We start from the raw sequence: 21,989 nt of genomic DNA, 5'->3' as shown, positions 1-21,989 counted from the left end.
GCGGGCTCCGTCGTCCCCGTGCTGCCCATCACCCCAGCGTCCCACTCGGTCGGTAGGTGCGTCAGGCGCCAGGCTGGTTCGTGGACGGCGGACCGGGGTCGGGCCAGCCGGCGACGTGCCCGAGCCAGGCGATCGCCAGCCAGGTGCCCTGGACCACGATCTCGAGGTCTGGCCCGGCGAGCGTCGCGTCGCACCGGGTATCGAGCGACGGCGCACCCCGCACTCCCGGCGCGACGCGGAGGTAGCTCAGCTCGAGGGACGACGGTCCCAGCTCGGCATCGCCGCGCATTCCCGGGAGCACGACCCACACACGCTCGGCCGAGGCCCACAGATGGGGGCGGTCCGCCCAGGTAGCCGGCATCCAGGCGGCGGTGCCGCCGACGACGACACACGGGAGGTCGGCGACCCTCTCTGCGGGGTCACGCGGCACCCGAGGGCGGCCCGCCGCGAAGTCGGAGATGTCGCTCGTCGCGGCGGTACCTCCCGCGATCGCCAGCGCAACGTCCACTGCGGCCACGACCACCCCCGCGATCGCGACCGCGCTCCCACGCACGCTGGGACGCCGCCGGCGGGGTCGCCGCCACGTGATCGTGTCCTGGACCCGGGGCCTCATGCCGCCGTAGCGTAGGACCGACCGGCCATCGACGTCACGCCTTCGCGGGGACCTCGCCCGGTCGTGGCACCACCGCGAAGACGGACTGGCCCAGCCAGCGTGGCACCTGGCGGCGGGCGTCCTCGGGGCCGTGGAGCATGACCTCACCCGCGCGCAGGACACCGGACCAGGAGATGTCGCCCCGCCACAGCCGGGTGAGGGTGCGCAGCGGCGTGGTCACGACCACCCGCGCCTCGAACCCGGGGTCGTAGTCGCACACCTCGACCTGGCCGTCGCGCACCACGATCCACCACCGCGACACGCGCGGGGCGACGTCGGTCAGGACGAAGGCCACGACCGTGCGCTCCCGTGGCCAGGCGGCGACGTCGATGGTGCGGCGCATGTCCCACAGCAGGAGGTGCGGGTCGAGGTCGACCTCCCCGAGCCCGCCCACCCAGCGCGTGCCCCAGGCGCCGAGTGCCTCGACCACCGGCCGCAGCTCCTCGCCTGCCGACGTCAGGTGGTAGCGGGCGTGCCCCTCGGCGCCGGTACGGCGCACGACGCCGGCCCGCTCGAGGGTGTGCAGCCGCTTGGACAGCAGCGTCGGCGACATCTTCGGGTTGCCCCGCCGCAGCTCGTTGAACCGGGTGCTGCCCGCGAGCAGCTCGCGCACGACGAGCAGCGTCCACCGCTCGTCGAGCACCTCCATCGCCTTGGCGACAGGACAGAACTGGCCGTAGCCCGCCATGGGTCCAGTGAACGCCCGCGGGGCGGGCGCCCGCCAGTACAGATCCAGGACTTCAGCCGGTCCAGATCCGGCACTGGATCACCGCGCGCGCCCGCCGGACCGTGGAGTGGTCAGCACCGAGCACCCTGCTCGGAGCGAGCAGGAGCGAAGGAGCATCTCATGAGCGTCACGAACACCGGCCCGGTGCCGGCCGAGCTGCTGGACACGGTCCACACCAAGCACCGCGCCCTCTGGGCGTCGGGCGACTACCCCGCGGTCGCGGACCAGGTCATCCCGTCTCTGGGCGCCGTCCTGGTCGAGGCGTGCGACGTCGGGCCCGGCGACCGGGTGCTCGACGTGGGCGCCGGCTCGGGCAACGCGGCGATCCCCGCGGCTCTCGCGGGCGCCGACGTCGTCGCCTCCGACCTTTCCCCCGAGCTCCTGGAGGCCGGGCGTCGCCGGGCCGAAGAGCGCGGCGCCGTCCTGCGCTGGGAGGTCGCCGACGCGCACGCCCTGCCGTTCGACGACGGCGAGTTCGACGTCGTGATGTCGTGCGTCGGCGTGATGTTCGCGCCGTTCCACCAGCTCGCGGCCGGCGAGCTCGCGCGGGTCACCCGGTCGGGCGGCACGATCGGGAACATCGCCTGGACGCCCGGCGGCTTCATCGGCGAGATGTTCGCGACGCTCAAGCCGTACGCGCCCCCGCCGCCGCCCGGGGCCCTGCCGCCGCCGCTCTGGGGCGAGGACGAGCACGTGCGCGCGCTCCTCGGCGACCGCGTCACCGACCTCCGGACCGAGAAGCGCGGTCTCGTCGTGGACCGGTTCTCCTCGGGCGTCGAGTTCCGGGACTTCTTCAAGGCGACCTACGGCCCGACCATCGCGACGTACCGGTTCCTCGGGGACGACGCCGCCCGCGCCGCGGAGCTCGACGCCGCCCTCGCCGACCTGGGCGACCGGCACCTGAGTGACGGCGCGATGACATGGGAGTACCTCCTGGCACGCGCGACCCGGGCGTAGTCAGTCGGTATCGGTCAGCCGGGCGTGAGTCAGCCGAGCAGGCGACGACGGACCCGGTCGAGCTCCGGGTCCGTCACGCCGTGCACGCCCAGGTACGCCTCGACGTCCACGCCGTCGAGGAAGTCCTCGAGCGCCACGGCCAGCTCGTCGGACCAGGCGGCGAGCTCGTCGGGGTCGCGGTGGCGCTCGGTCGCCACGGCCGGCGCGTCGGACCGGGCGGCCGCATGCGCGTTCATGGCGTGGACGGCCAGGAGGTAGTCCTCGACGACCGCGCGACGCTCCACACCGGCCAGGGTCAGGAGCATCGCGGTGATCATGCCGGTGCGATCCCGGCCCGCCGCGCAGTGGTAGACGACGGCGCCCTCGGGTGCCGCAGCGAACGTGCGGAACACGTCGGCGACCAGATCCGGCCACGTCGCGAGCACGCTCGGGTAGTAGCGCGGGGTGTCGAGGTGCGGGCGCCATGCCCGCATGAACTCCTCGTCGTCGGGGTCCTCGACCGGGACGGCGTGTCGCGTCACCGTCGGCGGCAGCTCGAGCGGCTCGACCTCGGCGGCGTTGCGCAGGTCGACGACGGTGCGGACGCCGGCGGCGGCCATCGCCGCCAGCCCGAAGGGACCGGCGGCGTCGAGCCGCGAGGTGCGGAAGTAGCGCCCGGCCCGGGTGCGTCCGCCGTCGGCGGTGGGCAGGCCGCCGAGGTCGCGGGCGTTCGGCAGGCCGCCCCAGCGCACCGCCCTCGGGTCGGCAGCGTTGTTGGCGTCGAGGGGAACGGCGTCCGTCGGGAGGGTCACGGGCGCCAGGCAACCACACGCCGCCGACGCGTACTAGGCTCGACGGCGGATCACGGGCCCGGTTCTGGCCCGTCGGCGCGACCCGGGCTGTGGGCCGCGGTTCCACCGGTGCGAGATGGCGCGCCGTCGTCCTCGGGGCGTCGTGAGACGTGATCGAGGCGTCACCCCGACCCGCCACGATCCCGGGAGATCCCGCGTGCCCCGCCGCACCCGCACCACCGTCCCTGCCCTGCTCACGCTGCCCGTCGTCCTGTCCGTCGTCGCGCTCGCCGGCTGCTCCCCCGGCACCGACGCCGCGCCCGGCGCCGCGGGCTCGCCAACGTCCGGCGCCGGCGGCACCAGCTATCCGCTGACCGTCGACAACTGCGGGTTCGAGACCACCGTCGACGCCGCGCCGCAGCGCGTCGTGACCGTCAAGTCGAGCACCACCGAGATGCTGCTCGCGCTGGGCCTGGGCGACCGCATCGTCGGGTCGGCGTTCCTCGACGGCCCGGTGCCCGACTCCCTCGCCGACGCCGCCGCCGACGTGCCCGCCGTCGCCGAGCCCATGGCCGACCAGGCGCCCGGGGCCGAGGCTGTCCTCGGCCTGGAGCCCGACCTCGTCTACACGGGCTGGGAGTCCAACCTCACCGCGGAGGGCGCGGGCGACCGCGAGACGCTGGCCAAGCTCGGCGTCGCGACGTACGTCTCCCCCGCCGCCTGCAAGGCCCCCGAGTACATGCCCGACCCGCTGACGTTCGATGACGTCTTCGCCGAGATCGAGGAGGCCGGCGAGGTCTTCGACGCCGCCGACGCCGCGGAGTCCCTCGTCGACGAGCAGCGGGAGTCCCTCGGGTCGGTGACACCTGACGAGCGCGGCCTCACGGCGCTCTGGTACTCCTCCGGCGACGACATCCCCTACGTGGGCGCCGGCATCGGCGCGCCGCAGATGATCATGGACGCCGTCGGGCTCGAGAACGTCGCGCGCGACGTGCAGGACACCTGGACGTCGTACGCCTGGGAGGAGGCCATCGAGGCCGACCCCGACGTCATCGTCCTCGTCGACGCGACCTGGAACAGCGCCGAGCAGAAGATCGAGCGCCTGGAGTCCCACCCGGCGACGGCGCGGATGACGGCCGTGCGCGAGGGCCGCTACCTCACCGTCCCGTTCCCGGCCTCGGAGGCGGGCGTGCGCAACGTCGACGCCGTCGTCGACCTCGCCGGACAGCTCGAGGGCCTCGACCTGTGACGACGCGGACCTCTCCCCCCGCAGCGCCGTCGGTCGAGCCTGTCGAGACCACGCCGCGGCCGACGACACGCCAGGGTGCTGCCTGGTGGCTGCCCGCGTCCGTCGTGGTGCTGGTCGCGACCGTGCTGGTGTCGGTGACGATCGGCCCGGCGGACCTGTCCGTCGCGGACGTCTGGCGGTCCGTCGCGACGCACCTCGGCCTCGGCGGCGCGCTCGGACTGGACCCGATCGGCACCCTGCCCGACGGCATGGTGTGGGAGCTGCGCCTGCCGCGCGTGCTCACCGCCGCGGCGGTCGGCGCCGGGCTCGCGATCTGCGGCGTCGTCATGCAGTCCCTCACGCGCAACCCGCTCGCCGACCCGTACCTGCTGGGCCTGTCGTCCGGGGCGTCGCTCGGCGCGGTGCTGGTGCTTGTCGCGGGGCTGACGGTGCTGCTGCCCATCGCCGCCTTTGCCGGGGCGGTCGCCGCCCTCGTGGCCGCCCTCGGCCTGGCCGGCGCCATCGGCGCGATCACCCCGACCCGGACGGTCCTGGCCGGGCTCGCGGTGAGCCAGCTCGCCGCGGCGGCGACCAGCTTCGTCATCTTCTGGTCCGCGACGGGCGACTCCTACCGCGAGATCCTGTCGTGGCTCATGGGGTCGGTCGCGGGCGCGACCTGGAGCTCGGTGGCGATCGCCGGGATCGCGGTGCTCGTGCTCGGGACGCTGCTCGCGTCGACCGGCTCCATCCTGGACGCGTTCACGTTCGGCGACACGGCCGCCGCCGCGCTCGGCGTGCCCGTCGCGCGGGTGCGGTGGCTGCTGCTGGTCGGCGTCGCGCTGCTCACCGGGGCGCTGGTGTCCCAGTCGGGCTCGATCGGCTTCGTCGGCCTGATCCTGCCCCACGCCGTGCGGATGCTCACCGGCGCGCGGCACCGCCTGCTCCTGCCGCTGTCGGCCCTGTGCGGCGCGTCGTTCCTCGTGTGGGCCGACACCCTCGCCCGCACGGTCTTCGCGCCCCGGGAGGTCCCGGTCGGCATCGTCACCGCGGCCATCGGCGCGCCGGTGTTCGCCTTCCTGCTGTGGCGCGGACGGAGGATCGCATGAGCACGGATCTCGACACAGACGGCCGCACGAACACCGGCGGGACGACCCGCGACGACGCGCGCGCCTCGGGCGCCGGCCTTGACGCCGCGCGGCTCTCGTGGTCCACGAGCGGCCGGCTCATCCTCGACGGCGTGGACGTCGCCGCCCCGACGGGGGCCGTCGGCGGCCTGCTCGGCCCCAACGGGTCGGGCAAGTCCACGCTGCTGCGCGTGCTCGCGGGCGTGCTGCCGCCGTCGGACGCCGGCAGCTCGGACATCGGCAGCTCGGACATCGACACCCACGCCCGCGTGACGTTCGCGGGCAGCGACCTCCTCGCGCTCCCTCGCCGACGCCGGGCCCGGGTGCTCGCGCTCGTCGAGCAGGAGGCGACCACGGACCTCCCCGTGACGGTGCTCGACGCCGCGCTGCTCGGCCGCATCCCGCACCGGCCGCTCCTCGCGGGCGACTCCCCGGGCGACCGCGCGGCGGCGCGCGCGGCCCTCGCCGCGGTGGGGATGGCGAACTTCGCGGACCGCGAGGTCGCGACCCTCTCCGGGGGCGAGCGCCAGCGCGTGCACATGGCGCGCGCCCTCGCCCAGGAGCCCGCGCTGATCCTGCTCGACGAGCCGACGAACCACCTCGACATCGCCGCCCAGCTCGACGCGCTGCGCGTGCTGCGCGACCTCGCCGACCGGGGCGTCGCGGTGCTGGCCGCCCTGCACGACCTCAACCTCGCCGCGCAGCACTGCGACCACGTCGTGCTGCTCTCGGGCGGAAGGGTCGTCGCCGCCGGGGCCGTGCGCGACGTCCTCGTGCCCGACGTCCTCGATCCCGTCTACGGCGTCCGCACCGAGGTGCTCACGCACCCACGCACCGGGCGGCCGGTGCTGGCGTTCAGCCCGCGCTGACCTGCCTACCGCCGACCCAGCTCGATGGCCGGGCAGCGGTCCATGACCATGTCGAGGCCGGCGGCGCGCACGCGCGCGGCGGCCTCCTCGTCGATCACGTCGAGCTGGAACCACACCGCCTTCGCGCCGATCGCGATCGCCTGGTCGGCGATGTCTCCCGCGAGCTCGGAGCGCACGAACACGTCCACGACGTCGACGGGGAACGGGATGTCGGCGAGGGTCGCGTAGCCCTGCTCGCCGTGCACCGTGGCGGCGCTCGGATGCACCGGCACGATCCGCTTGCCGGCACGCTGCAGGATGCGGGACACGCCGTAGGCCGCGCGCTCAGTGTTCGTCGACAGGCCGACGACGGCCCACGTCGTCGTGTCGTCGAGGACGCGGTCGACGACGGCCTCGGTAGCCGCGGCGGTGTCACCGCCCGTTTCGGCACTCGTGTCCGTGCTCGCCTCGGTGCTCGCCTCGGTGCTCTTCTCCGTGGCCATGCCCGGTGCAACCTTCGGCCGCACCGGCCTGTTCCAGTCCCGCGGGTCCCGGATCCTCATGCGACCACCAGCGCCAGGACGGTGAGCACGCAGGACGCGGCGCACGCGACGGTCCGCACGTGGTTCCACCGGCTCCACGGGCGGTCGAAGGCCGCCCAGCCGGCGGCGTCGCGATGCGCCATGAGCCGGTCGTTGAGCGGCACGTTGCCGGCCGCCGTGACGACGAGCATGCCCACCACGGACAGCACGGTGGCGGCCACGAGGAGCCACGCCCCGTCGTACCCGCCGACGAGACCGACCGCGGCCGCGGCCGCGGGCACGAGCACCGCCGCGCCGAACAGGGTCATGAAGGGCGGGCGAACCGCGTCCTCGTTGATCGCGGCCATCGCCGCGGCCGCGTCCGCCGGGGCGAGCCTGCGCAGGCCCGCCGTCACGAACGTGGAGAACGCGGCGAACACCCCGCCCGCAAGTCCCGTAGCCAGCGCGCTCAGCACGACGAGCACCTCCCAGAGATTCATGGCACCCAGTCAACCAGCGGGGCAGGGCGGACCGCATCAGGATGGACGACATGCCGATGCCATCCGCCGCCGTCAAGGCCACCCAGACATTCAACCCGTACGCACTGAAGCTCTCGTCCCGGATCCCACCGTGGGCCACGGTGCACCACGTCGGCCGCAAGAGCGGGCGCCCGTACCGCACGCCCGTGGTCGCGTTCGCCGCCCGCGCCCCGATCGACCCGGCGTCGGTCGCGCGCCCGGGCGCGCCCGTCGAGATCGCCGAGCACCGCGACGTACTGGTCCTGACCCCGTTGCCCTGGGGACCGGACGTCGACTGGTGTCGCAACGTCCGCGCGGCCGGCTCCTACACCTTGACCCGCAAGGGTACCGACTACCGGGTGGACGACCTGCGTGTCATCGGCGCCGAGGAGGCGCGCGGGATGCTGGGCGGCTTCGTCGGCGCGAGCTCGAAGCTCGTCGGCGTCGAGCACTTCCTCGCCGGGCGACTGCGCCGGCTGCCCACGGACGGCGCGGCCACCCGTTCGTCGACGACCTCGACCCCAGGCTGATCCCCGGGGCCGGACACATCCTCCCCGTCGACGAACCCCCATCGGGAGGGCCGAAGCTCATCCCCGCCAGACGGCGCCCGTCGGGGAGTCGCACCTCGTGGCCCAAGGCGAAACTCCGCTCATCCATGCGCAGATGCGACGACGCCGGCGACGACTGCCTCCGGCAAGATGGTCCTCATGGCTACCGACTTGTGGATCACCGGCGACACGGAAACGGACCAGCTGCTGAGCGACGACGCGTTCGCGCTGCTGATCGGGATGCTGCTCGACCAGCAGTACCCGATGGAGCACGCGTTCGCCGGGCCGCGCAAGATCCGCGACCGGCTGGGCAGCATCGACCCGCGCGCGGTGGCGGACGCCGACCCGGACGAGTTCGTCACCCTGGCGACCACTCCCCCGGCGATCCACCGCTACGGGCGCTCGATGGCGGGCCGCGTCCAGGCGCTGGCGCGCGTCGTGGTGGACGAGTACGACGGCGACGTCACCGCGATCTGGACCCGGCCGGGCGCCGACGGGCCGGCGACCGGGGGCGACGTGCTGGCGCGGCTGCGCGCGCTGCCCGGGTTCGGCGAGCAGAAGGCCAAGATCTTCCTCGCCCTGCTGGGAAAGCAGCGCGGCGTGCGGCCCGCGGGCTGGCAGGAGGCCGCCGGGCACTACGGGGACGAGGGCTCGCGTCGCTCGATCGCCGACGTCACCGACGCCGGGACGCTCGTGGAGGTGCGGGCGTTCAAGAAGGCGCAGAAGGCCGAGGCCAAGGCGGCGAAGCAGGGCGCGAAGGGCTGACCGGGCGGCACGGCCGGGCTCCGGTGACGGCGTCGCGCGCGGTGCACCCCCGCACAGCGCGACCGCCGTCGAGGCCCGTCGTCGGTCAGGGTGGATTGCTCCGGCACGGGCGTGGAAGCCTGTGCCGGTAATCGATGACAGCGATCGTTCGGAAGCGCTGCAACCACGTTCGACGTGGCGTCACAAGAGGTGCACGCGATCCGGAGGGCGTGCCCCGGGTCAGGCTGGCGGGGTTACCACGCCGGCGGCCGAGAGCCGCGCGAGTGCCACGTCGTGCGGGACGCCGCGTAGCGTTCCCCGGTGGCCCGCCGTCGTGGTGGCGGTGAACACCGAGGCGAGCAGCGCCTCCTCGACGGCGTCCATGGCGGCCGCGAACAGGGGGTTCAGCGCGTCGTCGGCCAGGAGCGCGGCGGCCGGGTCCGCCGTCGTGAAGGCGAGGCCGTAGTCGCCGCTCCCCTGCGCGAAGTCCGAGCCCACGCGGGACATGGCGAACACCGCCCGGCGCGCCACCCGCTCCAGCCGGCGCGCGTCCAGCGGCGCGTCCGTCGCGACGACGATCATGCAGGAGTTGCCGTCGTCCCCGGCGGTCGAGGTTTCGTCGGGCCCGACCAGCGAAGCGGCCAGCAGGTCCTCCGCGGGCAGGGGGACGCCGCGCACCGTCAGCATGCCCGAGAAGTTCGACTGCACGAGCGCGCCGACCGTCCACTCCTCGCCGACGCTGCCCCCACCGCCCGCTGCGACCACGCGCGACGACGTGCCGATGCCGCCCTTGTAGCCCAGCGCGGCGGTGCCGGCACCCGCGCCGACACAACCCTGCGGCACCGGGCCGGGCGCGGCGCCGTCGATCGCAGCGAGCACGTGCGCCTCGGTGATCGGCCGGGAGCGGATGTCCGACAGGTACCCGTCGTTCGTCTCCCCCACCACCGGGTTGAGCGTCCGCACGTCCTCGTAGCCGGGGCGCGCGAGCATGTGCGTCACCAGCGCGTCGGCCGCGCGGAACGCGGAGAGGGTCGCGGTGAGCAGGATCGGCGTCTCGATCGCGCCGAGCTGTTCCACCTGCGTCGCGCCGATCAGCTTGCCGAAGCCGTTGCCCACGAACAGCCCGCACGGCAGCGTGGGCCGCTGCCCCGGACCGGCGCCGAGCACGTCCGGTACGACGGCGGTCACGCCGGTGTGCAGGCGCTCGCCCTCGTGCAGGGTCGCGTGCCCCACCCGCACGCCCGCCACGTCGGTGATCGCGTTGGCCTCGCCCGTGGGCAGCGCGCCGACGACGATGCCGAGCTCGCGCGGCGTGGCCCGGGCGGGTGCGACAGGACCGACTGGGCTCATGCCGGCGCCCGCACGGGGACCAGGTGGGCCGGGTGCACGTCGCGCCAGGTGCGGGTGCCGTCCACGAGGTCCTGGACGTGCTCGCGGAAGTGGGGGCAGGTGGCGATGTCGTGGGCCCGGCACGCCAGCGCGTGCTCCGTCATGTGCCGCGAACGGTCGATCTCCTCCTGCCGTCGGTCGAGCTCGGCCAGGTGGGTGGTGAGCACCCGATGCCGCTCCGCGCTGCCGGTGTCGTGACCCCCGGCGTCGAGCAGCACCTGGATCTGCTCCAGGCTCATCCCCGCCACCTTGGAGCTGAGGATCGTCGCGACGCGCACGACGTCGTCCTGGCCGTAGCGGCGCCGTCCCGCGCCGTCGCGGGTCGGGGCGAGCAGGCCGACCTCCTCCCAGTACCGCAGCACGTGGGTCTCGAGGCCGAACCGTTCCGCGAGCTCGCCCACGCTCCACGTCGGGGACGACAGCGATTCCTCCGACACAGCGCTTGACTTCATGTTGACATGAAGTCACACGCTGGGGTCAGCACGCAACCCCGGACCGCTTCCCCATCATCAAGGAGCACCCATGAGCAGCGCCCCCACCCCCTCGATGCACGACGCGGTCGTCCTCGGCGCAGGCCCGGCGGGCCTGGCCGCCGCCCTCATGCTCGGGCGCACACACCGCGACGTCGTCGTGCTCGACTCCGGCGTCTACCGCAACGACCCCACCGACGCGATGCACAACGTGCTCGGCTTCGACGGCACGCCGCCCGCCGAGTTCCGCGCCGCCGCGCACCGCACCCTGGCCGCGTACGACACGGTGGAGCTGCGCCGCGCCACCGCGCGCGAGGTCGCGCCCCTCGACGCGAGCTCGCCCACGGACGGGTTCGTCGTGCACACCGACGCCGGCGACGTGACCGCACGACGCCTGCTGCTCGCGACCGGCGTGCGCGACGAGCTGCCGGCAACCCCAGGCCTCGCCGAACTGTTCGGCACCGTCGCCGCGCACTGCCCGTACTGCCACGGCCACGAGTTCTCCGGCACCCCCGTCGCGATCCTCGGGGCCGGCCCCCACGCGCCGCGGGTCGCGGGGCTCATGGCGCGGATCGCGAGCCGGATCGTCGTCCTGGCCGACGGGGCAGACGTGGACCCCGAGGTCCGCGCGGCGCTGGACGCCGGGGGCGTCGAGGTCCGCGCGGACAAGGTGGAGCGGCTCGAGGCGGCGACGCTGGCCGGTGGCCGCGACGGAGCCCGCGCCGTCCTTGCCGACGGGGGCACCCTGGAGCTCGGGGGCATCATGGTCGCGCCGACCCTGCACCAGGCGGCGCCGTTCGCGGCGCAGCTCGGCCTGGAGCTGCGCGACTCGGGTTCTGTCGCCGTCGACCCGATGGGCCGCACGAGCCTGGCCGGCGTCTTCGCCGCGGGCGACCTGGCGCACACGGCGGACTTCCCGATGCCCGTGAGCTCGGTGACGGCGGCGATGGCGGCGGGCCAGCTGGCGGCGGCCTCGATCGACGGCGATCTCCTCGCCCACTGACCTGCCTCGCCCACTGATCGCGTGGCCCTCCGTCCGTCCCGGCGGGCAGGATGGCGGGCATGACCCGCCACCTTTTCGTCGTCGCGCACCCGCACGCGGAGCACACGGCTCGCGACCTGGTCGGCGGCTGGTACGACTCGCGGCTCACGCCCCGGGGCCGGGCCGACGCCGACCGGGTCGCCGCGGAGCTCGGGCGGCGGCTGGCGCGCCGCGAGGATCCCGCCCGACCGGTCCGCGTCACGACCTCCGACCTCGCCCGGGCGGCGGAGGCCGCCGACGTCGTGGGCGCGGCGCAACCGGACTCTGGTGGAGCTCGCCGTGACGTCCCACCTGCGGACCCGCGCAGCAGGATGAGGCGGCGCGGGTCCGGGCGGCGCGGGCGCCTCACCCCGCGACCAGCACCTCGACCCCGGCGTCGCGGTACCGGCCGATCACCTCGGCGTCGGCAGCGTCGGTGACCAAGGTCCAACCGTCCGGCAGCGGCGCCCACGCCGGTACCGCGCCACGCTCGAGCTTGGTCGCATCGGCCAGCACGACGGTGCGCCGGGCACGGTGGGCCGCGACCTCCTTGGTCTGGGCCTCGAGCGCGGTCACCTCGCCCACGCCATCGACCGGGTCGAGCGCGTCGACGGCCAGGAACGCGACGTCGACCATGAACCGCTCGAGCCCGAGGGTGGTCAGCGGCCCCACCAGACCGTGGCTCTTCGTGGTCACGGACCCGCCGAGCACCACGACGTCGAGGCCCGGCACGCCGGCGAGCATCAGCGCGTTCTCCAGCCCGCGGGTCAGCACCGTCAGCCCGGTGCGCCCGGTCAGGTGCTCGGCGAGCTGCGCCGTCGTCGAGCCCGCGTCGAGGAAGACCGTGCCCTCGTCGGGGACGAGCTCCGCGGCGCGCCGCCCGATCGCGGCCTTCGCCGGCAGGTTCACCCGCATCCGCTCGGCCAGGGCCCGCTCGTGGAAGGAAGCCTCGGCGGTGGCGCCGCCGTAGGTGCGGGTCAGCAGGCCGCGCGCCCCCAGGTGTGCCAGGTCGCGCCGCACCGTCGACTCGGAGATGCCGAGCCCCGCCGCGAGGTCCTCCACGCGCGTGGTGCCGCCGCGCACCAGGGTGACCAGCTGCTCGTGCCGTTCCCGGGTGCCGCGGCGCAGCTCAGCCTCGCTCATGCGCCCGAGCCCGGCACGTAGGCGGCGCGGATGCGGTCCACGAACGGCGAGTACTCCACCGCGGCGAGGTACGCCGAGCGCATCGTCCCGGGTTCGGCCGTGCCGCTGCCGGCGATGTCGAACGCGGTGCCGTGGTCGACCGACGTGCGCAGGATCGGCAGGCCCACGGTCACAGAGATCGTGCCGTCGAAGTCGAAGGTCTTCGCCGCGACGTGTCCCTGGTCGTGGTACTGGGACAGGATCCCGTCGTAGCGCCCTGTCAGCCCGTGATGGAAGACCGAGTCGGCGGGGATCGGCCCGGAGACGTCGAGTCCGGCCCGGCGGGCGTCGCCCACGGCGGGAGCCAGGTGCACGATCTCCTCGTCGCCGAACGCCCCGTTCTCCCCGCCGTGCGGGTTGATGGCCGCGACGGCGAGCCGCGGCGCCGGCACGCCGAAGACCTCGAGCGCCCGGGCGGCGCGCCGTATGGAGTCGAGCTGGGTCTCCCGCGTGATCGCGTCCAGCGCCTTGCGCAGTGCCAGGTGCCGGGTGGCGAAGAAGATGCGCAGGTGGTGCCCGGGGACGTGCGTGCTGCGCACCACGAACATGGTGTCCTGCTTCGTGACACCGGTGAGCTCGCCGAGCATCTCGGTGTGGCCGAGGTGCTCGCTGCCGGCGGCCCAGATGGCCTCCTTGTTGACCGGCCCGGTCACGACCCCGGCCACGGACCCGTCCAACGCGGCGCGGGCGGCGACCTCGATCGCGGTGACGGCAGCGCGCCCGGCCCGGGGGTCGACCTCTCCCCAGCCCGGCAGATCGGTGCCGAGCACCCCGATGTCGAAGACGTCGACGACGCCCTCGCCCGCCGGCTCGGCGTCCCACGAGCTCACAGCCCGCAGCTCGACGTCGAGCCCGAGCGCGCCGCGCGCCCGCTCGAGCGCCCCGAGGTCACCGACAGCGATCCCGTGGTGGGCGACGTCGCCGGCGTGCTCGGCGAGGGTGGCGAGGGTGATCTCCGGTCCGATGCCGACGGGATCCCCGACGGTGAGCGCGAGCACGGGACGAGTCATGGTGCGGTGTCCTTCCTTCGGCGTTCAGATCTCCTCGCGCGGCATCGCGGCGCGCACCCACCGGGCGCGCTGCGCTGCCGCGCGAGCGACGTGGTCCAGGCACGCGACCGCGGCGTCGGCGGCCCCGACGAGCCCGCCCTTGGTGGCTATCGGCAGGCCGTCCCACGGCCCACCCACGATCTCACCGGCGGTGGCGAGCGGCACCACCTCGTCGGTGACGGCGATGCCCCGCCCACCGAGTGCAGCCAGAACGGCGGTGGTGATGTCGCCGCCCGTGGTGTAGAGGCCGTCGACGGCGCACGACTCGAGCGCGCGGCGTACCACCCGACCGAGCGCACGCGGCAGGTCGGCCGACTGCTGCGCGGCCAGTGGCTGGACGTCGGCGGGCTCGAGCACGGTGGCGAGCAGGACGACGGAGCCCGGACAGGCCGACGCGAGCGCGTCGGTCAGGCGCGCGGCCGTGGCGTCGACGTCGGGCACGCACCCGCCCTCCGGCCGCACCACGACGACGTCACGCTCGGCAAGCAGCCGCTGCAGCTGGGTGCGGGTGAGCGCGGTCGCCGACCCGCAGACGGCGAGCAACGGAGCACCGCCGACGGCACTGGGGAGCAAGGCCTCGGCCAGCGCCACGGACCCCGGCCCGGGGTCGATGCCCACCCACAGCAGGTCGGGGTCCTCGCCGGCGACGGCCGCCGCCGCGCGGGCGAGCCGGGCCAGGTGGTCGTTGGTCAGGGCGTCGCCCAGCACGACATCGGCCCCGGAGCCCACGGCGTCGCGCACGGCCGCGCGCAGCCCGGCCTCGCCGTCGGTGACGGCGGACAGCGGCACCCCGGCGGTGCGCAGCGACGTGCCGCGGCCGAGAATCTCGGCCACGGACGACGTGGTGACCGGCGACCGCACGTCCCGGGCGAGCTCGGTCTCCTCCAACCGGACGCCGTCGAGCAGCTGCGTGCCCTCGACGGTGAACCGCCCGGCGTCCGGATGCGCCGGCACGCACAGCCCGACGACCCGCCGGCCGGCCAGCTCGCGCGCCGTGTGCAGCAGCGCCTCCGCGGCCACCCCCACGTTGCCGCGCAGCGTCGTGTCGATCCGCGAGCTGAGCAGCCGCACCGGCCACCCGGCTCGCACGGCTCGGGCCACCGTGTCGGCGGCGACCTCGGGCCGCGCATGCCGGGTGTCCGTGGTCGCGACGACGACGTCGAACCGGCTGTGGAATTCCGCGATCGCCTCCCACCGTCCGTCGTGCCCGACGGTCACGGACCGCCGACCAGCCCGGGCAAATCCGGCGGCGGCGGCGTTGGCGCCCGTAAGGTCGTCGGCGACGACGAGGATGTCAGCCACGGTCAAACGATCAGGCTGAGCACGAACAGGAGCGGGATAGAGCCTGCCCACACGGCGGTGGTGATGCCGGACCAGGCCCGCAGCGCGTCGGTGCCCTCGAGACCGGTGAACCGTGTGACGACCCAGAAGTATGAGTCGTTGAAGTAGCTGAACACCATGGACCCGGCGGTGCACGCCATCGCGGCCAGCAGCGGGTCGATGCCCAGCGGCTCGACGAGCGGTGCGGTCACGGAGGCAGCCGTGATCATCGCGACGGTGCCCGAGCCCTGCGCGATGCGCACGAGCGTCGCGATGAGGAACGGCACGAGGAACACAGGGAGGTTGATCGACGCGATGGCCTCGGCCAGGGCGTCACCCACCCCGGACTCGCGCAGCACCAGGCCGAACCCGCCCCCCGCGCCGGTGATGAGCAGGATGAGCCCGGCCGAGGATGCGGCGTCAGCGAGCCAGGTGTGCACCTTGCCACGCGGGGTCCAGCGCGGCAGCAGCACGTAGACGGCGAGGGCCATCCCGATCACGAGAGCCACGACGGGGTTGCCGAGGAAGGCGAACGGCACCACCCACGACGACGGCGTGTAGTCACCCTGCAGCACACCCTGCTGGTCGCGGTCGATCGCCGCGGTGACCGTGTTGAGCACGATGAGCAGCAGCGGGACGACCAGCGGAAGAGAGCCGAGGACGGCACCGACGCGGTGCGGTCCTGCGCCCTCCGGCGGCTCGCCGAGGTCGTGCGCCGGCGCGGCGTCGTCGTCGGTCGGCGCCGGGCCGTCATAGTCGTCGACGCCCGTGCCGGTGCCGGCGCTCGCACCCCCGGCGAACGTGGCGACCGGAATCCGGCCATACACCGCCTCCCGCACGGACGGGATGACCCTGTCCTCCAGCTGCGGGCCGACCCACTTGGCGTAGAGCACGACGACCGGCAGCAGGATCACCGTGAAGGCGAGACCGGTGACGATGAGCATGCCGAGGTCGACATTGAGGATGCCGGCGACCCCGAGCGGACCGGGCGTGGGCGGCACCATGTGGTGTGTGAGCGTCATGCCGCAGCCCAGCGCGAGCGCGAGCGCGACGTACCCGCCACGCTTGACGCGGGCGATGGACCGGGCGAGGGGGTTCATGATGACGTAGCCGGAGTCGCAGAACACCGGGATCGACACCAGGGCGCCGACACTGCCCATGGCCCACTCCTCGCGGCCCTTGCCGAAGGCCTTGAGGAACGCGCGGGCGAGGGCGTCGGCAGCGCCGGAGACCTCGAGGATCTTGCCGATCCCGACCCCGAGACCGATGACGATGCCGATCGTGGCGAGGGTGTCGCCGAACCCGGTGGTGATCGAGTCGACGGTCTCCAGCAGGGGCTGGCCGGCGACGATCCCGGTGACCAGCGAGGCGAGGATCAGGGCGACGAACGCGTCCAGACGCGTCCGCAGCACGACGACGATGATCGTGGCGATGCCGAGCAGCAGGGCCACCAGGAGCTGAGGATCCACGGTTGTCCTTCCTTGGACGTGAGCCATCGGCGTTGACGACTCCACGTGATCAGACTCCGCGAGTATGGCGAAGGTTATTGCGCATGACAAGCATGAACATGCGGAGTCTGCGCAGAGCTACCCGCGAGGACGTCCCTGCGCCCTGCAGGCAGGATGGAGCCGTGAACGTTGAGACCGGCGCACGGCCCTACCACCACGGCAACCTGCGGGGCGCGCTGCTCGATGCGGCGCGGGCCGCCATCGACGAGGGCGGCCCGGCCGCGGTGAGCCTGCGCGACCTGGCCCGCCGCGTCGGGGTGTCCCACGCGGCGCCCACGCACCACTTCGGGGACAAGCGCGGCCTGATGACGGCGCTCGCCACCGACGGGTTCGCGGCGCTGGCCGCCCGGCTGGCCGAGGCCTCCCCGGGCGCGATGGTCGACCTCGGGCTCGCGTACGTCGAGGTGGCGACCACGCGCCGGGCGGACTTCGCGGTGATGTTCCGCCCCGACCTGCTCGACACGGAGGACGCCGGCCTGCGCGCCGCGCAGCAGGCCGCGTGGGACGCGCTGCTCGCCGGCGTCACGGCGCTCCCCGCGGCGGCGCGCCCCGGCGGCGACCTGGTCGCGGCGCGCGCAGCCTGGTCGTTCGCCCACGGCTTCGCGACGCTCTGGAACGCCGGGGCCATGACGCACGACGGCGAGTCGGCGACCGATGCCGCGCGCCCGATGCTGCAGCAGCACTTCGGCTGAGGCGGAGGTGCAGCGCAGGGTGAGGACCGAGGAACGAGGTACTCGCCCGGAACGGAACCGCAGACTCAGCCGACAGACACATCGGCTGAGGAAACGAATCTTGTCAACGTCAAGTTCGTCTGAGATCATGAACTTGCCATCGTCAAGATCGGAGCGTCATGGAACCGCTGATCGCCCTCGTCCTCGTCACCGCCGCCCTCCTCGTCGCGGGACGCCGGTGGCCCGCCCTCGGCGGCTGGCCGACCGCGCTGCGCGGCGGCGTCGGCGTCATGTTCGTCATGACCGGCGTCGCGCACTTCGTCGGCATGCGCGCCGAGCTCGTCGCGATGGTGCCGGCCTGGCTTCCGGCCCCCGACCTGATCGTCACCGTGACGGGCGTCCTGGAGCTCGCCGCCGCGGTCGCGATGGCCTCCCCCCGGCTCTGGCCGTACGCCGCCGCGGGCCTGTCCCTGCTCCTCCTCGCGATGTTCCCCGCCAACGCGCACCTCGCCCTGACGGGCGCCGACCTGTCCTGGTGGGACCACCTGCTGCCGCGCACGCTCATGCAGCTCGTCTTCCTCGCCGCGACGACGACCCTCGCCGTCGGTGGGCTGCGGGGCCGCTTCTTGCGCGCGGCGCCGGGTCAGGCTGCGCCCGTCGGTCTGCCCGCCGGTCTGCCCGTCGACTCGTCCGTCAGCTCCCGCAGCTGACGCGCGCACTCGGCGGCGACGGCGACGGCGAGCTCGCGCGGGCCGTCGTCATCCCGCTCCGGCACGACGTGCTGCACGGCCCCTTCGGCGCGCAGGTCCGCCGCGCGCACGTGCTGCGCCTCGGCCATCTCGGCCGCGTGCGACACGTCGCCGTGCACGATGACGCTCGCGCCCTCGGGCGGCAGCGGCGCGAGCCAGGCGTGCTCCGTGGCGATCACGCGTCTGGCCGGCAGCAGGGCGAGCGCGCCACCGCCGCAGCCCTGGCCCAGGATCACCGAGAGCGTCGGCACGGTCAGCCCGGTCAGGAGCGCCATGCACCGCGCGATCTCCCCGGCGATCGCCCCCTCCTCGGCCTCCTGGGACAGCTCGGCACCCGGCGTGTCGACCACGGCCACGAGCGGGAGCCGCAGCTCCTCGGCGAGCAGCATCGCCCGGCGCGCCACCCGCAGGGCGGCCGGCCCCATGGGCGACGTCGCGCTCTGCCGGCTGCGGTCCTGCCCGAGCACGACGCACGGCCGGCCGTCGATCCTGGTCAGGGCCACGAGCATCGACTCGTCCCGTTCTCCCTCGTCGGTGCCGCTGAGCCGCACCGTCCCGGTCGCCCCGTAGCGCAGCAGGTCGCGCACGCCCGCACGGCCCTCCTCGCGGGTGCGGAGGATCGAGGCCCACGCAGAGCCGCCGGCCGCCACCTCGCCCTCGCGACGCGGGAGACGGGGCGGCACCGGCGGGTCGACGAGCACCGCGAGCGCCCGGTCCAGCAGGCCGGACAGGTTCTCCGGGGACACGACCCCGTCGATGACACCTTTCGCCGCGAGGTTCTCCGACCGCTGGACCCCCTCGGGCAGCGCCCGGCCCGTGAGCGCCTCGATGACCTTGGGCCCGAGGAAGCCGACCAGGGCGCCCGGCTCGGCCACGGTGAGGTGCGCCAGCGAGCCCCACGACGCGAACGCCCCGCCGGTGGTGGGGTGGCGTAGGTACACGAGGTACGGCAGCCCGGCCGCCCGGTGCGCCATCACGGCACGGCCGATCTCGATCATCTGCAGGAACGCCGGGGTGCCCTCCTGCATCCGCGTCCCGCCCGACGCCGTGGTGGCCAGCAGGGGCAGACCCAGCCGGGTCGCGCGCCGCACGGCCGCCGCGATGCGCCGGGCCGCGGCCACCCCGATCGAGCCGCCCAGGAAGCGGAACTCGTTCGCCACGACGACCACCGGCCGCCCGCGGACGAGGCCGCGCCCGGTGATCACCGCCTCGTCGGTCCCGGCATCGGCCGCGGCCGAGCGCAACGCCTCCCGGTACGCCTCCTCGTGGCCCGCCACGTCGATCGGCTCGTCCCACGACTCGAAGGAGCCCGCGTCGAGGACGAGGCCGAGGATCTCGTGCGCGCCCCGGCGCACCGGCCGGCTCACGTCTGCTCGCCCAGCCAGCGGCGGATCGCGTCGCCGTCCTCGTCGAGGGTGGGCGGGGCGGCGTGGTCGCGGCGGGTGCTCTCGGAGCCGTCGGCGCCGAAGAAGCGCAGCGGAGGCCCCGGGAGCGTGATCGTGCCCAGGGTCGGGTGCTCGACGTCGACCAGCAGCCCCTGGCTCGCCGTCTGGCCCCAGTCGTAGACCTCGTCGAGGGACCGGACCCGCCCGGCCGGGATCCCGGCGCCCTCGAGCCGGGCGAGCAGGGGCTCGGCGTCCAGGTCGGCGAACACCTTCTCCACCGCCTCGACGACGTCGTCGCGGTGGGCGACCCGCTCTCCGTTGCTGCCCCTCCCCGGCGCGTCGGGGTCGAGCCCGAACTCGGCGCAGAACCGCCGCCACAGGCTCTCGGAGCCGACGGCGATCTGCACCGCGGAGTCCCGGCACCGGAAGAGGCCGTACGGGGCGATGGACGGGTGGTGGTTGCCCTGCGCGCGGCCGACCTCCCCGGCCACGGTCCACCGCGTCCCCTGGAACGCGTGCACCCCGACGGCCGCGGCCAGCAGCGACGTGCGCACGACCTGTCCCGCCCCCGTGCGCTCCCGCTCGTGCAGGGCGGCCAGCACGCCGTAGGCGCCGTACATCCCCGCGAGCAGGTCGCCGATCGGCACGCCCACCCGTTGCGGGTCGTCGGGGCCGGAGCCGGTGAGCGACATCAGCCCGGCCTCGCCCTGGGCGATCTGGTCGTAGCCGGCGCGTCCGCCCTCGGGCCCGTCGTGGCCGAAGCCGGTGATCGACAGGACGACGAGCCGGGGGTTGCGGGCCTGCATCGACTCGAGGCCGAGCCCGAGGCGGTCGAGCACGCCGGGGCGGAAGTTCTCCACGAGCACGTCCGCCCGGTCGACGAGCTCGAGGAGGGTCCGGACGTCGACCTCGGCCTTGAGGTCGAGGGTGATCGACTCCTTGTTCCGGTTCGCGGACAGGAAGTACGTCGACTGCACGCCGTCGCCCTCGCCGACGAAGGGCGGGCCCCAGCCGCGGGTGTCGTCGCCGTGTCCCGGCGCCTCCACCTTGATGACCCGGGCGCCGAGGTCGCCGAGCATCATCGTGGCGTGCGGACCGGCGAGGGCACGCGAGAGGTCGACGACGAGGACGTCGTCCAGGGGGCCGGTGGTCCCGGAGGTCGGGTCAGAGGTCGATGCGGTCACCGGATCACCACCCCGGCAGGACGAGGGCGGCCCACACGAGCAACGGGCCGACGAGCGTCACGATCACCGCGTACGTGAGCACCTGCTTGTAGAAGGTCTGCTCGCCGATGGTGTCCGGCCGGTTCGCCACCATCAGGGCGCCGTTCGTGGAGAACGGGCTGACGTCGACGATGGTCGAGGAGACGGCGAGCGCAGCGGCGAGGAACGCGGGGCTGAGGTTCCCCGTGGCGACCAGCGGCAGGGCGATCGGGATGAGGACGGGCAGCAGCGCGGTCGAGGACGCGAAGGCCGAGACGACGCCGCCGACGTAGCAGAGGACAAGGGCGCCGATCGCCACGACCCCCAACCCGGCGGCCCAGGTGCCGACGTACTCCGGCGAGCCGGCCTCGGTGAGGATCGTGGCGTACGTCGTGACGCCGGCGACGAGCAGCACGGTCGGCCAGGCGATCTGCCGCACGGCGTCCTTGTGCTCCTTGGGCGACAGGATCGCCAGCAGCACGGCGGCGGTGATCGCGGTGAACCCGATGTTCTGGTCGAAGGCGAGCGCCACGACCGCCACGGCCGCGAACGCGACGAGCGTGATCGCCTGGTCCCGGCGGACGCCCACGCCGCGGGTCATCGTCGGGATGGTCGCGCCGAGGCCGCGTCCGGAGACGGCCGCTCCACCGGTGTGCAGCGACTCCGTCACCTCGCCCGTGTCCAGAGGGTCGACGCGCTGGCTCATGAGGCGCCGGCCGCCGAGCGCGAGGAAGAGGACGACAGCCAGTGCCAGGTTGACGAGAAGGCTGGAGACGAAGACGGTCACCTCGGTGTTGCCGTAGCCGGCGTCGCGCATCACGGAGTTGGTGATCGTGCCGTAGATGCTGATCGGGGAGAAGCCGCCTGCCTGCGCGCCGTGCACCACGAACATGCCCATCATCAGCGCATTGATCTTGTAGCGGCCGGCGAAGCCGAGGGCGACCGGCCCGATGATCGCGCAGGCCGCCGGGCTGGCGGCGCCGATCGCCGTGAGCACCGCGGTGACCGCGAACATCACCCACGGGATCAGGGCCACTCGACCACCGACCGCCTGGACGGACTTGCGGACGATGAGGTCCACCGTGCCGTTGTTCTTCGCGATCGCGAAGAGGTAGGTGACGCCGATGAGCGTCAGGACGAGATCACCGCTGATCCCGCCGAGGATCTCCTTCTCGTCCATGCCGAGCGCGTACATGCCGACGAACCACGCGGCCACGTACGCCAGCGCGCCCATGTTGATCGGTAGCAGCGTGCCCACGACGAACAACGCCACCAGGGCGACGATCGCCACCAGTTCTGGTCCCATCTCAGTCTCAACCCCTTCGCCACCGGCCGCCGGTCGCCTATGACCGACATCACACCCGTGGACCAGTGGCCTAGCCAATAGGCCAGCTCGGTCTCCTGTC

The 21,989-nt window shown here is 74.1% G+C and carries 24 protein-coding genes; 10 read left to right on the top strand and 14 right to left on the bottom strand.

Translation table 11 applies throughout. The annotated features are described in order from the left end of the window. Window positions 1-61: 61 nt before the first annotated feature. Entirely contained in the window at window positions 62-613 is a 552-nt protein-coding gene (locus AC1C2V_RS14045) for a hypothetical protein (RefSeq protein WP_495390242.1), read from the bottom strand. A 34-nt stretch (window positions 614-647) separates the two neighbouring features. Further along, the gene (locus AC1C2V_RS14040; protein WP_495390241.1) at window positions 648-1,340 is read right to left on the bottom strand and encodes a winged helix-turn-helix transcriptional regulator; all 693 of its coding nucleotides are present in this window, start codon (window positions 1,338-1,340) and stop codon (window positions 648-650) included. 159 nt (window positions 1,341-1,499) lie between these two features. Between AC1C2V_RS14040 and AC1C2V_RS14035 the strand changes: the two genes are divergently transcribed. Further along, window positions 1,500-2,336 (top strand): class I SAM-dependent methyltransferase, encoded by an 837-nt coding sequence (locus AC1C2V_RS14035; RefSeq protein WP_495390240.1) that lies wholly within the window; start codon window positions 1,500-1,502, stop codon window positions 2,334-2,336. 29 nt (window positions 2,337-2,365) lie between these two features. On the opposite strand, the gene AC1C2V_RS14030 is transcribed toward AC1C2V_RS14035, so the two are convergent. Continuing rightward, window positions 2,366-3,127, bottom strand: a complete 762-nt coding sequence (locus tag AC1C2V_RS14030; RefSeq protein ID WP_495390239.1) for a tyrosine-protein phosphatase — start codon at window positions 3,125-3,127, stop codon at window positions 2,366-2,368. Between the two features lie 196 nt (window positions 3,128-3,323). Here AC1C2V_RS14030 and AC1C2V_RS14025 point away from each other — a divergent pair, with 196 nt between their 5' ends. The 3 genes from AC1C2V_RS14025 to AC1C2V_RS14015 all read left to right on the top strand — a co-directional run bounded on the left by AC1C2V_RS14025 (window position 3,324) and on the right by AC1C2V_RS14015 (window position 6,327). Further along, on the top strand, window positions 3,324-4,355 hold the full coding sequence (locus AC1C2V_RS14025; protein ID WP_495390238.1) for a putative F420-0 ABC transporter substrate-binding protein: 1,032 nt from the start codon (window positions 3,324-3,326) through the stop codon (window positions 4,353-4,355). Between the two features lie 89 nt (window positions 4,356-4,444). Further along, entirely contained in the window at window positions 4,445-5,440 is a 996-nt protein-coding gene (locus AC1C2V_RS14020; RefSeq protein WP_495390435.1) for a putative F420-0 ABC transporter permease subunit, read from the top strand. Continuing rightward, window positions 5,437-6,327: an ATP-binding cassette domain-containing protein gene (locus tag AC1C2V_RS14015; protein WP_495390237.1), complete on the top strand. Its 891-nt coding sequence runs from the start codon at window positions 5,437-5,439 to the stop codon at window positions 6,325-6,327. Before AC1C2V_RS14020 ends, AC1C2V_RS14015 begins: the two co-directional genes overlap by 4 nt. A 5-nt stretch (window positions 6,328-6,332) precedes the next feature. Here the strand turns inward: AC1C2V_RS14015 and AC1C2V_RS14010 are convergent, their stop codons facing one another. Both AC1C2V_RS14010 and AC1C2V_RS14005 read right to left on the bottom strand, forming a co-directional pair. Then, on the bottom strand, window positions 6,333-6,809 hold the full coding sequence (locus tag AC1C2V_RS14010; RefSeq protein ID WP_495390236.1) for a CoA-binding protein: 477 nt from the start codon (window positions 6,807-6,809) through the stop codon (window positions 6,333-6,335). Window positions 6,810-6,865: 56 nt separating this feature from the next. After that, entirely contained in the window at window positions 6,866-7,327 is a 462-nt protein-coding gene (locus AC1C2V_RS14005) for an anthrone oxygenase family protein (protein WP_495390235.1), read from the bottom strand. 50 nt (window positions 7,328-7,377) lie between these two features. Between AC1C2V_RS14005 and AC1C2V_RS14000 the strand changes: the two genes are divergently transcribed. After that, window positions 7,378-7,875 (top strand): PNPOx family protein, encoded by a 498-nt coding sequence (locus AC1C2V_RS14000; protein WP_495390234.1) that lies wholly within the window; start codon window positions 7,378-7,380, stop codon window positions 7,873-7,875. Between the two features lie 177 nt (window positions 7,876-8,052). Next, complete coding sequence (locus AC1C2V_RS13995) at window positions 8,053-8,658, top strand: HhH-GPD-type base excision DNA repair protein (protein ID WP_495390233.1); 606 nt, start codon at window positions 8,053-8,055, stop codon at window positions 8,656-8,658. A gap of 219 nt (window positions 8,659-8,877) precedes the next feature. On the opposite strand, the gene AC1C2V_RS13990 is transcribed toward AC1C2V_RS13995, so the two are convergent. Both AC1C2V_RS13990 and AC1C2V_RS13985 read right to left on the bottom strand, forming a co-directional pair. Beyond that, complete coding sequence (locus AC1C2V_RS13990) at window positions 8,878-9,987, bottom strand: P1 family peptidase (RefSeq protein ID WP_495390232.1); 1,110 nt, start codon at window positions 9,985-9,987, stop codon at window positions 8,878-8,880. Next, a complete protein-coding gene (locus AC1C2V_RS13985; protein ID WP_495390231.1) occupies window positions 9,984-10,478 on the bottom strand; it encodes a MerR family transcriptional regulator in 495 nt (164 codons plus the stop codon). Before AC1C2V_RS13985 ends, AC1C2V_RS13990 begins: the two co-directional genes overlap by 4 nt. A 70-nt stretch (window positions 10,479-10,548) precedes the next feature. Between AC1C2V_RS13985 and AC1C2V_RS13980 the strand changes: the two genes are divergently transcribed. Next, window positions 10,549-11,499, top strand: a complete 951-nt coding sequence (locus AC1C2V_RS13980) for an NAD(P)/FAD-dependent oxidoreductase (RefSeq protein ID WP_495390230.1) — start codon at window positions 10,549-10,551, stop codon at window positions 11,497-11,499. A 50-nt stretch (window positions 11,500-11,549) separates the two neighbouring features. Continuing rightward, window positions 11,550-11,957 (top strand): phosphoglycerate mutase family protein, encoded by a 408-nt coding sequence (locus AC1C2V_RS13975; RefSeq protein WP_495390229.1) that lies wholly within the window; start codon window positions 11,550-11,552, stop codon window positions 11,955-11,957. Here the strand turns inward: AC1C2V_RS13975 and AC1C2V_RS13970 are convergent. From AC1C2V_RS13970 to AC1C2V_RS13955, 4 genes are read right to left on the bottom strand one after another with little or no spacing between them, the layout of a single operon-like run. Next, window positions 11,884-12,660 (bottom strand): DeoR/GlpR family DNA-binding transcription regulator, encoded by a 777-nt coding sequence (locus tag AC1C2V_RS13970; RefSeq protein ID WP_495390228.1) that lies wholly within the window; start codon window positions 12,658-12,660, stop codon window positions 11,884-11,886. The two genes, AC1C2V_RS13975 and AC1C2V_RS13970, sit on opposite strands and share 74 nt — an antisense overlap. Further along, on the bottom strand, window positions 12,657-13,709 hold the full coding sequence (pdxA, locus tag AC1C2V_RS13965) for a 4-hydroxythreonine-4-phosphate dehydrogenase PdxA (RefSeq protein ID WP_495390227.1): 1,053 nt from the start codon (window positions 13,707-13,709) through the stop codon (window positions 12,657-12,659). Before pdxA ends, AC1C2V_RS13970 begins: the two co-directional genes overlap by 4 nt. A 24-nt stretch (window positions 13,710-13,733) precedes the next feature. Then, complete coding sequence (locus AC1C2V_RS13960) at window positions 13,734-15,050, bottom strand: four-carbon acid sugar kinase family protein (RefSeq protein ID WP_495390226.1); 1,317 nt, start codon at window positions 15,048-15,050, stop codon at window positions 13,734-13,736. Window positions 15,051-15,052: 2 nt separating this feature from the next. Beyond that, window positions 15,053-16,537, bottom strand: a complete 1,485-nt coding sequence (locus tag AC1C2V_RS13955; protein WP_495390225.1) for a GntP family permease — start codon at window positions 16,535-16,537, stop codon at window positions 15,053-15,055. Between the two features lie 161 nt (window positions 16,538-16,698). On the opposite strand from AC1C2V_RS13955, the gene AC1C2V_RS13950 reads away from it, so the two are divergent. After that, window positions 16,699-17,268, top strand: coding sequence for a TetR/AcrR family transcriptional regulator (locus AC1C2V_RS13950; protein ID WP_495390224.1), 570 nt, complete (start codon window positions 16,699-16,701; stop codon window positions 17,266-17,268). Between the two features lie 158 nt (window positions 17,269-17,426). Beyond that, a complete protein-coding gene (locus tag AC1C2V_RS13945; protein ID WP_495390223.1) occupies window positions 17,427-17,957 on the top strand; it encodes a DoxX family protein in 531 nt (176 codons plus the stop codon). On the opposite strand, the gene AC1C2V_RS13940 is transcribed toward AC1C2V_RS13945, so the two are convergent. Genes AC1C2V_RS13940 through AC1C2V_RS13930 form a run of 3 tightly spaced genes read right to left on the bottom strand, consistent with a single transcriptional unit; the run spans window position 17,891 to window position 21,889 of the window. Further along, entirely contained in the window at window positions 17,891-19,363 is a 1,473-nt protein-coding gene (locus AC1C2V_RS13940; protein ID WP_495390222.1) for a carboxyl transferase domain-containing protein, read from the bottom strand. The two genes, AC1C2V_RS13945 and AC1C2V_RS13940, sit on opposite strands and share 67 nt — an antisense overlap. Further along, window positions 19,360-20,565 (bottom strand): CaiB/BaiF CoA transferase family protein, encoded by a 1,206-nt coding sequence (locus AC1C2V_RS13935; RefSeq protein ID WP_495390221.1) that lies wholly within the window; start codon window positions 20,563-20,565, stop codon window positions 19,360-19,362. Before AC1C2V_RS13935 ends, AC1C2V_RS13940 begins: the two co-directional genes overlap by 4 nt. A gap of 4 nt (window positions 20,566-20,569) precedes the next feature. Next, window positions 20,570-21,889 carry an SLC13 family permease gene (locus tag AC1C2V_RS13930; protein WP_495390220.1) on the bottom strand — a complete coding sequence of 440 codons (1,320 nt, stop codon included), beginning with the start codon at window positions 21,887-21,889 and terminating at the stop codon, window positions 20,570-20,572. Between the last annotated feature and the right edge of the window lie 100 nt (window positions 21,890-21,989).

The sequence above is a fragment of the Isoptericola sp. Y541 genome (assembly GCF_059445465.1).
The sequence above is the reverse complement of the archived record's forward strand: the minus strand, read 5'-3'. Positions and strand labels throughout refer to the sequence as shown.

Bases quoted from the DNA above. Each gene is read 5' to 3' on its own strand.
- AC1C2V_RS14045 (WP_495390242.1), bottom strand. From the start codon at position 613: ATGAGGCCCCGGGTCCAGGACACGATCACGTGGCGGCGACCCCGCCGG.
- AC1C2V_RS14040 (WP_495390241.1), bottom strand. From the start codon at position 1,340: ATGGCGGGCTACGGCCAGTTCTGTCCTGTCGCCAAGGCGATGGAGGTG.
- AC1C2V_RS14035 (WP_495390240.1), top strand. From the start codon at position 1,500: ATGAGCGTCACGAACACCGGCCCGGTGCCGGCCGAGCTGCTGGACACG.
- AC1C2V_RS14015 (WP_495390237.1), top strand. From the start codon at position 5,437: ATGAGCACGGATCTCGACACAGACGGCCGCACGAACACCGGCGGGACG.
- AC1C2V_RS14010 (WP_495390236.1), bottom strand. From the start codon at position 6,809: ATGGCCACGGAGAAGAGCACCGAGGCGAGCACCGAGGCGAGCACGGAC.
- AC1C2V_RS14005 (WP_495390235.1), bottom strand. From the start codon at position 7,327: ATGAATCTCTGGGAGGTGCTCGTCGTGCTGAGCGCGCTGGCTACGGGA.
- AC1C2V_RS14000 (WP_495390234.1), top strand. From the start codon at position 7,378: ATGCCGATGCCATCCGCCGCCGTCAAGGCCACCCAGACATTCAACCCG.
- AC1C2V_RS13995 (WP_495390233.1), top strand. From the start codon at position 8,053: ATGGCTACCGACTTGTGGATCACCGGCGACACGGAAACGGACCAGCTG.
- AC1C2V_RS13990 (WP_495390232.1), bottom strand. From the start codon at position 9,987: ATGAGCCCAGTCGGTCCTGTCGCACCCGCCCGGGCCACGCCGCGCGAG.
- AC1C2V_RS13985 (WP_495390231.1), bottom strand. From the start codon at position 10,478: ATGAAGTCAAGCGCTGTGTCGGAGGAATCGCTGTCGTCCCCGACGTGG.
- AC1C2V_RS13980 (WP_495390230.1), top strand. From the start codon at position 10,549: ATGAGCAGCGCCCCCACCCCCTCGATGCACGACGCGGTCGTCCTCGGC.
- AC1C2V_RS13975 (WP_495390229.1), top strand. From the start codon at position 11,550: ATGGCGGGCATGACCCGCCACCTTTTCGTCGTCGCGCACCCGCACGCG.
- AC1C2V_RS13970 (WP_495390228.1), bottom strand. From the start codon at position 12,660: ATGAGCGAGGCTGAGCTGCGCCGCGGCACCCGGGAACGGCACGAGCAG.
- pdxA (WP_495390227.1), bottom strand. From the start codon at position 13,709: ATGACTCGTCCCGTGCTCGCGCTCACCGTCGGGGATCCCGTCGGCATC.
- AC1C2V_RS13945 (WP_495390223.1), top strand. From the start codon at position 17,427: ATGGAACCGCTGATCGCCCTCGTCCTCGTCACCGCCGCCCTCCTCGTC.
- AC1C2V_RS13930 (WP_495390220.1), bottom strand. From the start codon at position 21,889: ATGGGACCAGAACTGGTGGCGATCGTCGCCCTGGTGGCGTTGTTCGTC.